Here is a 12,586-nt window from a genome sequence, read left to right on the forward strand (position 1 = left end):
GTGTTTTCGGCAGGTCATACACAGGAGCTTTGATCATGGATGTTGCCAACGTCACGACCGAGGACTCAGCCATTGCCCCCGAGCCGGACCTGCACCCGCAGGTTCGCATCGGCCAGTACAGCGATGCCGGGCCCAAGCTGCACAACCAGGATGCGCTGGCTATGCAGATTCCTGATGGCCCATTGCTGCGTACCAAGGGCATCGTTGCCGCCCTGGCTGATGGGCTGTCCAGTGCCGGTGCAGCCCGGGAGGCAGCGGAATCCTGTGTGCTCGGATTTATCAACGACTACTATGCAACGCCATCGCTATGGAGTGTGCCCCGCTCCGCACAGCGGGTACTGGAAGCCCTGAACCGCTGGCTGTGCCGGCAGACACTGGCAGGGGAAAGCCACCTGTGCACCTTGTCCCTGCTGATACTGCGCTCGCGTACCGCCCACCTGTTCCAGGTAGGCGATTCGCGTATCTGGCGACTGCGTAATGAACGCCTGGAATGCCTCACCCGCGACCACAGCCGCATGATCGGCGGCGACCGCCAGGTACTCACCCGGGTCATGGGCGGCGACACCCGACTGGATGTGGACTACAGCCGCAGTGATTTGCAGGTGGGCGATGTATTTCTGCTCACCAGCGATGGCGTGCATGGTTTCCTGTCCCGTTCGCGCATGCAGGGCATAGTGCGTGCCAGTGGCCAACCGGAAATGGCTGCCCGCAGTCTGGTGGAAGCGGCCCTGGCCAGCGGCAGCGATGACAACCTGAGCTGTCAGGTGCTGCAGGTGGATGGCCTGCCCGACGCCAGCGCCGACGAAGCCCTGCGCCAGCGCGGCAGCCTGCCCCTGCCCCCGCCACTGAGCGCGGGGGTCCGGGTTGACGGTTTCACCGTACAGCGGGAGCTGTATGCCAGTGTGCGTAGCCACCTGTATCTGGTGGAGGATGAAAACGGCACGCAATCGGTACTCAAGACACCGTCGGTGAATCTGGAAGACGACCGGGACGCGCTGGAGCGGTTTGTCATGGAAGGGTGGGTCGGTCAGCGCCTGCGTAATGCCCACCTGCTACGCACCCTGCCCCAGCCGGACAATCCCAGCTGCCTGTATCAGCATCTGGAGTTCATCGACGGCGTGACGCTGCAACAGTGGCTGAAGGAACACCCTGATGTGGCGGTGGAAGAAAAACTGTATCTGGCGGATCAGCTACTCAACGGTATCCGCGCCCTGCACCGCGCCGATGTGATCCACGGCGACCTGAAGCCGGACAACATCATGGTGGATACCGACGGGCTGGTCCGCATCGTGGATTTCGGCAGTTGCCATTGCCGGGGCATGGAGCAGCACAATGCGGGCATTCCCCTCGGCACCCGGGATTACAGCGCTCCGGAACTGCTGGATGGCGCTGCCCCCAGCGAACAGAGTGATCTGTTTTCCGCGGCGGTGATCATCCATGAAATGCTCACCGGTTCGCTGCCGTGGCAGGGCCGCTACGAAAAATCCGCCCATCGCCCCCTGCCGCCACTGCAGAGACACAACGCGTTCGTCCCGCTGTGGATCAACAACGTGCTGCAGCTCGCCTTGCAACATCAACCCAAACAACGCTTCACTGACGCCGCCGAATTCCGCGACGCCCTGCGCCGCCCGATGCGCAGCAGCAAGCCGGCCATCGACAACGACATCCGGCAACTGCGCATCTGGAAAGGGATCAGTATTGTGCTCGGGGTGTTGTTGTTGATTAGCATTACAATGAGGGGAAATTGATAATTGAGAATGGATAATTGATAACTTCGCGAGAAACTCCTTCGCATCTTAACGCAAAGAGGCCGCGCCCAATGTTGAGCGCGGCTTCTTTGCTTGAAACCCAGAATAACCCTGATCGCGCGTTATCAATTATCCCAGGCTTCCCAACTCAAAGCGCTGACCATCGCTCTCCACAAACAGCTTCCCATTTTCCTCAAACGCCCAGTCCACCAGCTGATAGAACGCGGAGCGCCCGATAAGGGCTTCCAGGTTTTCGCGGACCAGCAGATACGGGGACGGCTCGCCGGTTTGTGGGTCGGTTTCCACGCGTAAGGGGTGCTTGTCACCGGCCACCACGTGGCTGCCCACATTGGTGGTGAAGACCAGTTTGTTCACCCCGCCCTCTTCCAGGCGCTGCACTTCCACCGCCACAAAAGGGGCATCGTCCACCTGGATGCGCAGCTTTTCCACCGGGGTGATCAGGAAGTAGTCATCGCCTTCGCGCAACAGGATGGTGGAGAACAACGCCACCATGCGTTCACGCTGGATGGGGGAATTCTGGTAGTACCAGGTGCCATCCCGGGCGATCCGCATGTCGATATCCGCATGCCGCTCCGGCTTCCACTGGTGCACCGGCGGCAGGCCGCTTTCATCCTTGCCTGCCTTTTCCAGTAATGCCAGCAGTTCCTCCGCCTGTTTCATCGTGGCCCCCGTTGCCCCTTGTTGCCCATGCGAATGCCGATCTCGATCAGGAAATGCAGGAAGTCATCCTTGTCGTCGATCAGCTTCTGGTAGAACGGGGATTCCATCAGGGCCACCGCACCATGAGCCAGCGCCCAGGCGGAGCAGATGTGATAGATCGGGTCCACGTCTTCCAGTGAGCCTTCGGCAATACGCGCCTTGACGATATCGGTGAGGCGGGCAAAGTTGGCTTCGCGAATGCGATGCAGCTTGTCCACCAGTTCCGGCAGGGCATGGTCCTTGATCACCTTGTTCTCAAGGCGGTCGAACAACTGGTAACGCTTGGGATCGGAGATCCGGAAACGGAAGTATTCCCGTGCCAGCCGTTCCTTGTCATCGCCGCCGGAGATGGTCTGGAATACCTCGGCAAGATCCTCCTCATAACGGAGCATCAACAGCAGATAAATCTCGTTCTTGGTCTCGAAATGCTTGTAGATGGTGCCTTTGCCGATACCGACCCGGTCAGCAATCATTTCCACGGTCACACGGTCTTCGCCCTCTTCCAGGAACAGCTCAAGGGCCGCATCCAGAATCTGGCGCTCCCGTTGACGAAATTCCTGCGCCTTGCGCGTGGCTTTTTCCAGGTCACCCATCTATTTCTCCTTAAGCCCGGCATAACGGACGTGAACCAGGACTGAACAGTCGCAATTCTAACGTATTCCCTTTTTATAAGCATGCAGCAGGGTTCACGATGCAATTGCTGCTATGGTAAATAACGCGGCCACGGCGCTATATACTTGCCACCACACCCTCCCGCGTTGCAACTTGTAGCTTGAAGCTTGTAGCTGTTAATGGAGACATCATGGCCCACCCGGAATTTCCCCACCGTGAAGACCTGCTTTATCTCAACCACGCTGCGGTGGCTCCCTGGCCCGCCCGTAGCCGCGATGCGGTCGCGGAATTCGCTCGCCAGAATTGTGAGATCGGTGCCCGTGATTACCCCCATTGGCTGAAAGTGGAACAGCGCCTGCGCGAGCGGCTTTCCTGGCTGATTGGCGGGGTCAGTATTGATGAAATCGCCCTGCTGAAAAACACCTCAGAAGGACTGTCTGTGATTGCCCAGGGTATTGACTGGCAGGCCGGCGACCAGATCGTGATCAGCGATCAGGAGTTCCCCTCCAACCGTATCCCCTGGGAAGCTTTGGCGGATCAGGGCGTGGAAGTGATCGCCGTAAGCCTGGATACGCCTGAACCGGAACAGGCGGTGATCGATGCGCTGGGACCTCGAACACGACTGGTGTCCCTGTCCGCAGTGCAATACGGCACCGGCCTGCTGATGGACATGGCGCCCATTGGCGCCGCCTGCAGGGAACGAGAGATCCTGTTTTGTGTGGACGCCATCCAGATCCTCGGCGCCCTGCCCTTTTCCGCGGAACAGGCCAAGGCGGATTTTGTGGTGGCCGACGGTCACAAGTGGATGCTGGGCCCGGAGGGGCTGGCATTGTTCTACTGCCGCCAGGCGGTACAGGACAAGCTGACCCTGCGCCAGCACGGCTGGCATATGGTGGCCAATGCCGGCAACTACACCACCACCGACTGGCAAGTGGCCAATAATGCCCGTCGTTTCGAATGCGGCAGCCCCAACATGCTCGGCGCTCATGCCCTGGAGGCATCCCTGTCCCTGCTGGAAGAGGAAGGCATGGCGCAAGTCGCCGAGGCCCTGCAGGATCGCGTCCAGCGGCTGATCGACGGCCTGCGGGAACGGGGAGCCACTCTGCTCAGCCCGGTGGACCGGCAGCGTCGGGCCGGAATTGTCACCTTTACCCTGCCAAGCGAAACGCCGGCAGACACCTTTCAGCGTTTACGACAGGCTGGCGTGGTCTGTGCAGAACGGGGTGGCGGGGTCCGTTTTTCGCCGCATTTCTATACTGACCATTCGGTCATCGACCGGGCCCTGGCCCTGTTGTAAGCTCCGGGTCCTCGAATAAGTGTTTGCACACGGAGTCACCATGAGTCGACAACTGGCCTTTTATCAATGGATCTGCCGCCGCCTTCAGCGCGACGAGCCGTTCAGTGGCCAGCCAAGTGCCGACCTGGACAGCCTGCGTACCGTACTGAAACCCTGTGATGTGCTGCTGGTGGCCGGGCATAGCAATGTGGACCGTACCTTCAAGGTAATCGGCGACAGCCGCTTCGCCCGGGCGGTGCTTTATGTTGGTCGACTTCATGACGTGGCGGACCCGGCCCTGCGTGCCCTGCTGGGGGATTACACTCCCTGCGAACCGGATACCCAGCTGGTGATTGATGCGCGGCTGGAACGGGGCCTGATCGTGGAGCCGCTGTCCGCCCTGGAAGGCCGCCAGATCCGTGTCTGCCGGGCCCAGGGACTGAGTGACAATGAAGCCCAGGACGTATTGCGCTATGCCATCAGCCGGATCGGCGCTGGCGGCAGCCAGTCCTGGGCGGCCCTGGCACTATTGACCCTGATGCCCTGGCGATGGCTGCCGCTGCGCTGGCGCATCAACCTGTTTCGGCGCTGGGCCGGGGAGCTGGCCCGGGCACTGACTGGCACCGTGGTCGCAGATGCGTTCAGTTTCGTACAGTTCCCGGTGCTGCCGCTGGTAAAAGAAGATAGCTCCGGTAGCCGCCTGCTGCGGTTACAGCCACGAGCCATCACCGCCGCAGATTTCGATCACTCGCCCTACTTCGAGATTATCAAGGCGCCGTTCCAGTTAACGGAGATTCCCAAGGGCATGGATGCGGTGCCCTGGAAAGGCAATCAGGGCGCGCTGGCGCCGGAGCGCCAGCGGCACCTGTCACTGGTGGAGCCGTCGAGCGGCAACCAGGGCTAGGCCCAGCAGCGCCAGGAACGACAAGCTGCCACCACTACCGCCACCGCCACCACCACTGTCATTTCCTGTCGTATTGCCACCACCGCTACTGGCACTACGAGCTTGAGCGGGCCGAGTGTAGGCTTTGCTGTCACCGGTTGGAAAATCACCATTATCGGTCCATACCTGCACTGTCATGGGGTCATATCCCTCCCCTGAAAGCAGCAGTTGCTGGGTCACAAACTGCTCCGGCCCCAAATCCCCAAGACCGCACTGAACACTACGACTGCCACTGCAGTTGCCCGGCATTTCAACGGTTTCCCACCCTGCAGGCAAGATGAAGCCCAGTCTCACCCGCGCCGCTGTCTGATGAGTCGCCGCATTGCGCACCAGAGCGCTGACACGAACATGGCCATCGCTACCCCGGTTGGTGGTCAGACTGAGCACCACATCCGGCTCGTTACTGAATACCAGATTGAACGCTTCGCTGCGCAAACTGAAGTAATCATACGAGTCGCTGATCGGGCTTACTCGCACCTGATCAGCCCAACGGGACGGGGCCTTCAGGGTAACGGCATAAGTGGCGCTGGTCTGTCCCAGTGCCAGGAACAGACTGTTTCGACAGTCGGTGTAGCCCGTGTAGGTCCGGCAGGACAGGCCCGGTACCGCCACAGACAGACCGGGCTGATGCTCGATACGCAGGCCCACATTGCGGGCGTCATTGCGGGTACTGGTATTGGCAATACGCGGATAGAGGGTCACCGCACTGGACATGTTGCGGTACTGATCACCGTTGAGGCCTTCTGTCTGTAGATCCACCAGTCCGCCGGAGGTGGTCTCTTCCAGCCAGGGCAGGTATCTATCCACGCGGCTATAGACCGCCGGCACACCATCGGTGGCACAGGTTTCATGGCCGTAGCTGGTCACACCCACCAGCCACTGCTGGTCATCCTTGCGGTAAACCAGCGGCCCGCCGCTATCGCCACGGCAGGAATCCTGCTTCTGACCCTGAGGGTTCATTTCGCCGGCACAAATCTGGTTGCCGGTGAGATTGCTCCACTGGCTGGCGCAGTAATCCGGCGACACAAAGTCCAGATCCGCTTTCTGCAAAGTCTCGGTCAGGGCAAAACCATCCGGGGTGGTGGAACCCCAGCCCAGCACTTCCAGGGCTTCATCATGGTTGCCCAGCGCCAGCTCGGTAACGATGTGCGGCTTGGCCATATCCAATGGCTTGAAGCGGCTCGGCGCCGCCAGTTTGAGCAGGGCCAGGTCATTATGGAAGTGGGTGGCATTGTAGGCCGGATGCACCTGCAGTTCGGTTACCGTCAGTTGTTCCGGAGCCTCTGTGCTGGTGCGATTAACGTTGCCAAGGGAGACAAACAGCATCTCTGCCTCGACACTGGCCACACAGTGGGCGGCAGTCAGCACCCAGCGGGGGGCAATCAGAGTGCCGCCACAGAGCGTCGCCGAAAAATTGGGATTGCCGGACCGGCTGATTTCCACTTCGGCCATCCACGACCGCACCTGTGTGACATCCTGTCCCCCGATGACCCGGGGTTGAGCTTCCAACGCCGATACCGTCTGAACCAGACCCGCCCCCAGAAGCAGGGCCACCATCAAACGACACATAAAATTACCCTCAGTTAGCGTTTCGTTACGCAACGTATACTAACTAAGGATTTTGGCTTATACCTGTGACCTGGTTCTGATATTAGAACGATGGCACCCAAGTGCCAGAAGATAACCAAAAATGACCACCGAGTCCGGTCATTTTGTCGCTATTTTTGTCGTTTTTTACGACATATAGCGTCATATTGCGCGAAGTTTTACTGCATATTTTTTATCATGCAAAACGCTTTGTATAAAAGCAACCTTTTACAACATTCACACCACATTGTCCGACTGACTTATCAGTCGGCACTGTCGTCCTGCAGGTCTTCAGAGTCGTCGTCATCAGCCGGTGCCGGCAGACTGCGACGAGCCTTAGCACCCAGATCTTTCAACTGGTGCGCCTGGCGCAACAGGTTGCCGTTACCACTGGTAAGACGTTTTTGGGTCTGCTCCCAAGACGATGTTGCCTTGGCAAGCTTGTCACCCACGTCTTCCAGGGATTCCGTGACCAAAGACACCTGATCACAGATTTTGCCGGCACGGGCGGCGATATCCAGGGCATTGCGGTTCTGGTACTCATAGCGCCAGATGTTCTGGATGGTACGCAACGTCACCAGCAAGGTGGTTGGGCTGACCAGCACGATGTTGCGGGCAAAGGCATCGGTGTAGAGGCTGGAGTCCTGCTCCATGGCCACCATGAAGGCGCCCTCGATGGGAATGAACAGCAGCACGAAGTCCAGACTGCGAATTCCTTCCAGTCCGCTGTAATCCTTGATATCCAGGCCTTTGATATGACTGCGCAGAGACATCAGATGATCACGCAGGGCCTGCTCCCGCTCTTCACTGGTGGAGGCCGATGACAGGCGCTCATAGGCTACCAGGGAGACCTTGGCATCGATCACCACGTCCTTGTTCTCGGGCAGGTGGACAATGGCATCAGGCAGGCGTCGCTGACCGCTCTCATCTTTCAGGGTGACCTGGGTTTCATACTCGCGCCCACGGGTCAGCCCGGACGATTCCAGCACCCGCTCAAGAATCATTTCCCCCCAGTTGCCCTGGGTCTTCACCTGCCCTTTCAGGGCATCGGTGAGATTGCGGGCGTCCTCGTGCATCTGCTGGTTGAGACTGCGCAGCTGACCCAATTGCTCGATCAGGGAAGCCTGGGCCCGGGTTTCGTCACTGTGGATCTGGTCGACGCGGCGGCGGAAGTCAGCCAGTTGCTCACGGAACGGTTTGAGCATGCCGTCCAGCCCTTGCTGTTGCTGTTCCTGCAGCTGCTTGCCCCGTTGCTCGAAAATCCGTGCGGACAGGTTTTCGAATTCCTGCTTGAGCTGTTCGCGGCTCTTCTCCGCAAAGGTCAGTTTTTCTTCCTGGCCGGCCAACCGCTCTTCCAGCCGCGCCTTGTCGGAGGCCAGCTGCTGCAGACGGGACTCACTGTCCTGCAAACGGCGCTGGCTGGTGTCCAGCTGCTCGCGCAACAGCGGCACCTGGGCCAACGGTTCCGACAGGGCCTGCTTCTCGGCCACCAGCTCCGCTTCCCGGCCAGCGCTTCGACGACGCTCCATCAGCAGCACCAGCAGCGCCGCAAAGACTGCGCCACCAAGGGCGGCCAGCCCCAGCATCAAATTCGGATTCATGGTTGCGCCTTGTTGAAGAGGGTAAAGAAATTGTCACGGGTAATGCGCGCCAGTTCAGCCACGTCGACCCCCTTTAGCTCCGCCACACATTCGGCCACCTGGGCCACATAGCGGGGCTCATTGGGCTTGCCCCGGAACGGTACCGGCGCCAGCCAGGGAGAGTCGGTTTCGATCAACAGGCGCTCCAGCGGCAGTGCCTTGACGGTGTCGCGCAGGCTTTCTGCATTGCGGAACGTGATAATGCCGGAGATGGAAATATAGAACCCCATATCGATGGCCTGCTGCGCCATATCCAGGTCTTCGGTAAAGCAATGCAGCACACCATGAACCTGTCCCTGGCCGTATTCTCTCAGCAGCGCCAGGGTATCGTCCTTGGCGCCACGGGTATGGATAACCAGCGGCAGTCCGGTCTCCCGAGCTGCCTGAATATGGGCAATAAAATACCGCTGCTGCCACTCCCGCTGCTCTTTGGCATAAAAGTAGTCCAGCCCGGTCTCGCCAATGGCGACCACTTTCGGGTGCGATGCCCTTTCTACCAGCTCACTGACCTGGGGCTCGCGGGACTCCTTGTAGAGCGGGTGCACGCCAACACTGGCATACACATGATCATGTTGCTCGGCCAGCGCCTGCACATCAGGAAAGGTTTCCAGGTCTACGCCAATGCACAACATGTGGCTGACCCCTGCCTCGGCAGTGGCGGCCATCATGGCATCAAAGTCCCCGTTATGGGCGTCCAGATTGAGGCGATCCAGGTGGCAGTGGGAATCCACAAAAGCGACGTCAGACATTCAGTGCTCCGGCATGACAAACGCGGGAATTGTAGCGTAGATAGGCAACATGCGACACGCAGCACGCAACAACACGGGCAGGGTTTTTGTGTCACTAAACGCATGAGGCCGCGCTCAGGTTTAGGGCGCGGCCTCAAGGGTTTCAATGTGGAAAAGCGCTTATCGCGTTGTTGCGTGATGCGTGCGGCGTCCTACATCGTATGCGTCGGACGATCGGATTCCAGGGAACCGGCCAGATGGTTTTCGATGGTGACCCGGGCAGTGTCGTCCTGGTCGGAGAACTGCACGCCGATTCCGGCACTGCGATTGCCCTGGGCCCCTTTCGGGGTGATCCAGACCACCTTGCCGGCCACCGGGATCTTGTCGGATTCATCCATGATGTTGAGCAACAGGAAGATTTCCTCGCCCAGCTTGTATTGCTTGTCGGTGGGAATGAACAGGCCGCCATTGGTGATGAAGGGCATGTAAGCGGAATAGAGTACCGCCTTGTCCTTGATGGAAAGCGACAGGATGCCGCTGCGGCCGCCGGGCATTTTCATAGGGGAGAGCCTCGTGTGACATACCGGCTGTCCCCATGCCCGTCAGCGCATGGCACAGCCAGTAAGACTTTATTATTAATAGCGTAAAGATTAGTGGGCTGCCGCCGCAGCGTCAACGCCCACCAGCACCAGCAGCCACTGTTCGTAGAGCAGATCCTTGTTGGGGTTGGCACCGGACATCAATGCCCGTCGCCCTTCCAGTACCCGCTGGGCAGCGCGCAGCAGGCGCGCCGGCGGCACGGCACGGGACAGTCGGGTCAGCAAGGGCGCCAGTGATGCATCGGCGCTTTGCTGTCCTGAATAGGCCTGATTGAGGCAGCGGGACAACCAGCCATAGATCACCCCGGCCATTTCCGTGGGATCATGCTTTGACAGCATCGGTGAGGCCTGGGACACGGACTGACGCCCTTCCGCCACTGAGACCAGCACTTCCAGCAAACGGGCCCGGTCGGCAAACCACTCGGCCTGCTCCAGGGCCAGGGCTCGCAGAGGTGCCCCCTGAGCCGCATCCAGCAGCGAGCGAGCACTCTCCCCTACCTGGCTCTGCAACCACTCCAGTGCCTGCTCCTGGGGCGGCAGCGGCAGGATACGCTGCTGACAACGGCTACGGATGGTGGGCAGCAACAGGGTCGGCTGATCGCAGACCAGCAGCAACAACGTCTGGCCACCGGGCTCTTCCAGGGTCTTGAGCAGGGCATTCTGGGCGTTGCGGTTGAGCGCCTCCGCCTGCGCCACAATCGCCACCCGGTAGCCGCTGTACTGGGCGGTGCGGGTGGCAAAGCCCACCAGCTTGCGTACCTGATCAATCTTGATGACCTTGCTCTTGTCTTCCGGGCTGAGCCGGTGCAGGTCCGGGTGGGTACCTGCGGTACTCAACTGGCAGCCCTGACACTGACCACAGGGCAGACCACCGGCAGGTTTGTCACACAGCAATGTCTGCGCCAGTGACTCTGCCAGCCGCAGCTTGCCGATCCCTTTCGCGCCAGTGATCAGCAACGCATGGGGAAGGCGCCCCTGCTGATGCTGATCCAACAGCTGGGCCATAGTGTCCTGATGCCAGGGACACGGTACCTGGATACGTGCGCGCTCTACGACCATGTGAGCATTTCCTCCAGCAGGGGCTGTAGCTGGGCACGGACCTGATCCAGATCGCATGAGGCATCCAGCACCCGAAAGCGGTCCGGTTCATTGCCGGCCCGTTCCTGATAGCACTGGCGAATCCGCTCGAAGAACGCCCGGTCTTCCTGCTCGATGCGATCCAGAGCCGCCCGTTTGCCGGCACGGGCCATGCCCACATCCACCGGCACATCAAACAGCAGCGTCATGTCGGGCTGCGTATCACGCACCACCAGCGCCTCCAGGCGGCTAATGGCATCCTGGTCAAGACCTCGCCCTGCTCCCTGATAGGCCCAGGTGGCATCCACAAAACGGTCGCTCAGCACCCAGTCGCCCCGCTCCAGAGCCGGACGAATCTTTTCTGCCAGGTGCTGGGCCCGGGCGGCAAACACCAGCAGCAGCTCGGTATCATCCGCCATTTTTTCATCGCTGGGCGCCAGCAGTACGTTGCGGATGGATTCCGCCAACGGGGTGCCGCCCGGTTCCCGGGTCACCAGCACGGTCTTGCCTGCCTCGCGCAATCGGGTGGCAAGCCAGTCCAGGTTGCTGCTCTTGCCGGCGCCTTCGCCACCTTCCAGGGTGATAAAACGGCCCCTCACTGTGACCCCCCCGGCGAGGAGCGATAACCTTCGCGACGGCGTAGCTGATAGTCACGGACGGCCTTGCGGTGTTGTGCCAGGGTTTTGGAGAAGTAATGGCTGCCATCGCCGCGGGCAACAAAAAACAGGGACTCGGTTTCCGCCGGATTGACCGCCGCCTGGATCGCTTCACGACCGGGCATGGCGATGGGCGTGGGCGGCAACCCGGAAATCGTATAGGTGTTGTAGGGTGTGGGTCGGCGCAGGTCGGAACGGCGAATATTGCCATCATAGGCCTCACCCATTCCGTAAATCACTGTGGGGTCCGTCTGCAGGCGCATACCCTTGCGCAACCGGTTGGTAAAGACGCCGGCAATTTCCGGGCGCTCGTCCGGCACCCCGGTTTCCTTTTCAATAATGGACGCCAGTATCAGCGCTTCATAGGGGCTGTCGATGGGCAGGTCATCCGCTTTCTGCGACCAGGCCTCTTCCAGCAAGGCTTCCTGCCGCTCCAGCGCCCGGCGCAGGATGGTCAGGTCCGAGGTGCCACGGGTATAGAAATAGGTTTCCGGCGCAAACCAGCCTTCCGGATGCAGGTCCGGGCGGCCCAGCTTTTCCATGATCTGGTCATCAGTGAGACTGTCCAGGGTATGACTCAGGCTTTCCTGAGCCGCCAGCCGCAGGCGCAGCTCACGGAAGTTCCAGCCCTCCACCAGCGTCAGGCTGCGCTGAATCACTTCCCCGCGATCCATTTTTTCCAGCAGGCTGAGCAGGGAGTCACCGGGCCGCAAGCGGTACTCGCCCACATGCATGCGCCCGTCCATATCCGTCAGGCTGCTATAGATCCGCGCCCCTACACGGCGAAAATCCGCCTGATAGCCTTCGCCCAGCAAGCCGCGTTTTTTCAGCTCATGCAGCACCTGACTCAATCCTGCACCACGGGGAACCTCAACCACACTGGCCTCAGTCAGCGGCAAGGGCTGGTGCAAGTAGCTGCTGACCCAGGCCGTCACCAAAGGAACGGCGACCACCAGCAACACCACCAGCAGTCCGAAAATTCGAATTTTTTTACGCATGA

12 protein-coding genes are annotated in these 12,586 nt (G+C 60.1%); 3 read left to right on the forward strand and 9 right to left on the reverse strand.

Going from position 1 to position 12,586, the window contains the following annotated elements; genetic code table 11:
* Positions 1-35: 35 nt before the first annotated feature.
* On the forward strand, positions 36-1,748 hold the full coding sequence (locus ACMG4M_RS10535) for a bifunctional protein-serine/threonine kinase/phosphatase (RefSeq protein WP_272997179.1): 1,713 nt from the start codon (positions 36-38) through the stop codon (positions 1,746-1,748).
* Positions 1,749-1,877: 129 nt separating this feature from the next.
* On the opposite strand, the gene ACMG4M_RS10540 is transcribed toward ACMG4M_RS10535, so the two are convergent.
* Together ACMG4M_RS10540 and ACMG4M_RS10545 are read right to left on the reverse strand one after the other, a co-directional pair.
* Complete coding sequence (locus ACMG4M_RS10540; protein ID WP_414429946.1) at positions 1,878-2,429, reverse strand: DUF1285 domain-containing protein; 552 nt, start codon at positions 2,427-2,429, stop codon at positions 1,878-1,880.
* Entirely contained in the window at positions 2,426-3,061 is a 636-nt protein-coding gene (locus tag ACMG4M_RS10545) for a TetR/AcrR family transcriptional regulator (protein WP_084573453.1), read from the reverse strand. Before ACMG4M_RS10545 ends, ACMG4M_RS10540 begins: the two co-directional genes overlap by 4 nt.
* A 209-nt stretch (positions 3,062-3,270) precedes the next feature.
* On the opposite strand from ACMG4M_RS10545, the gene ACMG4M_RS10550 reads away from it, so the two are divergent.
* Both ACMG4M_RS10550 and ACMG4M_RS10555 read left to right on the forward strand, forming a co-directional pair.
* Positions 3,271-4,377: an aminotransferase class V-fold PLP-dependent enzyme gene (locus tag ACMG4M_RS10550; protein WP_414429947.1), complete on the forward strand. Its 1,107-nt coding sequence runs from the start codon at positions 3,271-3,273 to the stop codon at positions 4,375-4,377.
* Between the two features lie 40 nt (positions 4,378-4,417).
* On the forward strand, positions 4,418-5,260 hold the full coding sequence (locus tag ACMG4M_RS10555; protein ID WP_414429948.1) for a hypothetical protein: 843 nt from the start codon (positions 4,418-4,420) through the stop codon (positions 5,258-5,260).
* Here ACMG4M_RS10555 and ACMG4M_RS10560 read toward each other — a convergent pair.
* From ACMG4M_RS10560 to mltG, 7 genes are all read right to left on the reverse strand, one after another.
* The gene (locus tag ACMG4M_RS10560) at positions 5,225-6,868 is read right to left on the reverse strand and encodes a S1 family peptidase (protein ID WP_414429949.1); all 1,644 of its coding nucleotides are present in this window, start codon (positions 6,866-6,868) and stop codon (positions 5,225-5,227) included. The genes ACMG4M_RS10555 and ACMG4M_RS10560 overlap by 36 nt on opposite strands.
* A gap of 281 nt (positions 6,869-7,149) precedes the next feature.
* Positions 7,150-8,487, reverse strand: a complete 1,338-nt coding sequence (gene rmuC / locus ACMG4M_RS10565; protein ID WP_272963467.1) for a DNA recombination protein RmuC — start codon at positions 8,485-8,487, stop codon at positions 7,150-7,152.
* On the reverse strand, positions 8,484-9,275 hold the full coding sequence (locus tag ACMG4M_RS10570; RefSeq protein ID WP_349380306.1) for a TatD family hydrolase: 792 nt from the start codon (positions 9,273-9,275) through the stop codon (positions 8,484-8,486). Before ACMG4M_RS10570 ends, rmuC begins: the two co-directional genes overlap by 4 nt.
* A 191-nt stretch (positions 9,276-9,466) precedes the next feature.
* Complete coding sequence (locus tag ACMG4M_RS10575; RefSeq protein WP_035247354.1) at positions 9,467-9,814, reverse strand: PilZ domain-containing protein; 348 nt, start codon at positions 9,812-9,814, stop codon at positions 9,467-9,469.
* A gap of 90 nt (positions 9,815-9,904) precedes the next feature.
* The gene (locus tag ACMG4M_RS10580) at positions 9,905-10,912 is read right to left on the reverse strand and encodes a DNA polymerase III subunit delta' (protein WP_414429950.1); all 1,008 of its coding nucleotides are present in this window, start codon (positions 10,910-10,912) and stop codon (positions 9,905-9,907) included.
* Positions 10,903-11,529 (reverse strand): dTMP kinase, encoded by a 627-nt coding sequence (tmk, locus tag ACMG4M_RS10585; protein ID WP_272963464.1) that lies wholly within the window; start codon positions 11,527-11,529, stop codon positions 10,903-10,905. The genes ACMG4M_RS10580 and tmk overlap by 10 nt, the downstream gene beginning before the upstream one ends.
* A complete protein-coding gene (gene mltG, locus ACMG4M_RS10590; protein ID WP_035247346.1) occupies positions 11,526-12,584 on the reverse strand; it encodes an endolytic transglycosylase MltG in 1,059 nt (352 codons plus the stop codon). Before mltG ends, tmk begins: the two co-directional genes overlap by 4 nt.
* Positions 12,585-12,586 lie beyond the last annotated feature (2 nt).

This window comes from Alcanivorax sp. IL3, from assembly GCF_047495465.1.
In the GTDB taxonomy this organism is placed as follows: domain Bacteria; phylum Pseudomonadota; class Gammaproteobacteria; order Pseudomonadales; family Alcanivoracaceae; genus Alcanivorax; species Alcanivorax jadensis.

Excerpts from the sequence above, each read along its gene's own strand:
- ACMG4M_RS10545 (WP_084573453.1), bottom strand. The coding sequence starts at position 3,061 with ATGGGTGACCTGGAAAAAGCCACGCGCAAGGCGCAGGAATTTCGTCAA.
- ACMG4M_RS10560 (WP_414429949.1), bottom strand. The coding sequence starts at position 6,868 with ATGTGTCGTTTGATGGTGGCCCTGCTTCTGGGGGCGGGTCTGGTTCAG.
- rmuC (WP_272963467.1), bottom strand. The coding sequence starts at position 8,487 with ATGAATCCGAATTTGATGCTGGGGCTGGCCGCCCTTGGTGGCGCAGTC.
- ACMG4M_RS10555 (WP_414429948.1), top strand. The coding sequence starts at position 4,418 with ATGAGTCGACAACTGGCCTTTTATCAATGGATCTGCCGCCGCCTTCAG.
- ACMG4M_RS10540 (WP_414429946.1), bottom strand. The coding sequence starts at position 2,429 with ATGAAACAGGCGGAGGAACTGCTGGCATTACTGGAAAAGGCAGGCAAG.
- mltG (WP_035247346.1), bottom strand. The coding sequence starts at position 12,584 with ATGCGTAAAAAAATTCGAATTTTCGGACTGCTGGTGGTGTTGCTGGTG.
- ACMG4M_RS10550 (WP_414429947.1), top strand. The coding sequence starts at position 3,271 with ATGGCCCACCCGGAATTTCCCCACCGTGAAGACCTGCTTTATCTCAAC.
- ACMG4M_RS10570 (WP_349380306.1), bottom strand. The coding sequence starts at position 9,275 with ATGTCTGACGTCGCTTTTGTGGATTCCCACTGCCACCTGGATCGCCTC.
- ACMG4M_RS10535 (WP_272997179.1), top strand. The coding sequence starts at position 36 with ATGGATGTTGCCAACGTCACGACCGAGGACTCAGCCATTGCCCCCGAG.
- ACMG4M_RS10580 (WP_414429950.1), bottom strand. The coding sequence starts at position 10,912 with ATGGTCGTAGAGCGCGCACGTATCCAGGTACCGTGTCCCTGGCATCAG.
- ACMG4M_RS10575 (WP_035247354.1), bottom strand. The coding sequence starts at position 9,814 with ATGAAAATGCCCGGCGGCCGCAGCGGCATCCTGTCGCTTTCCATCAAG.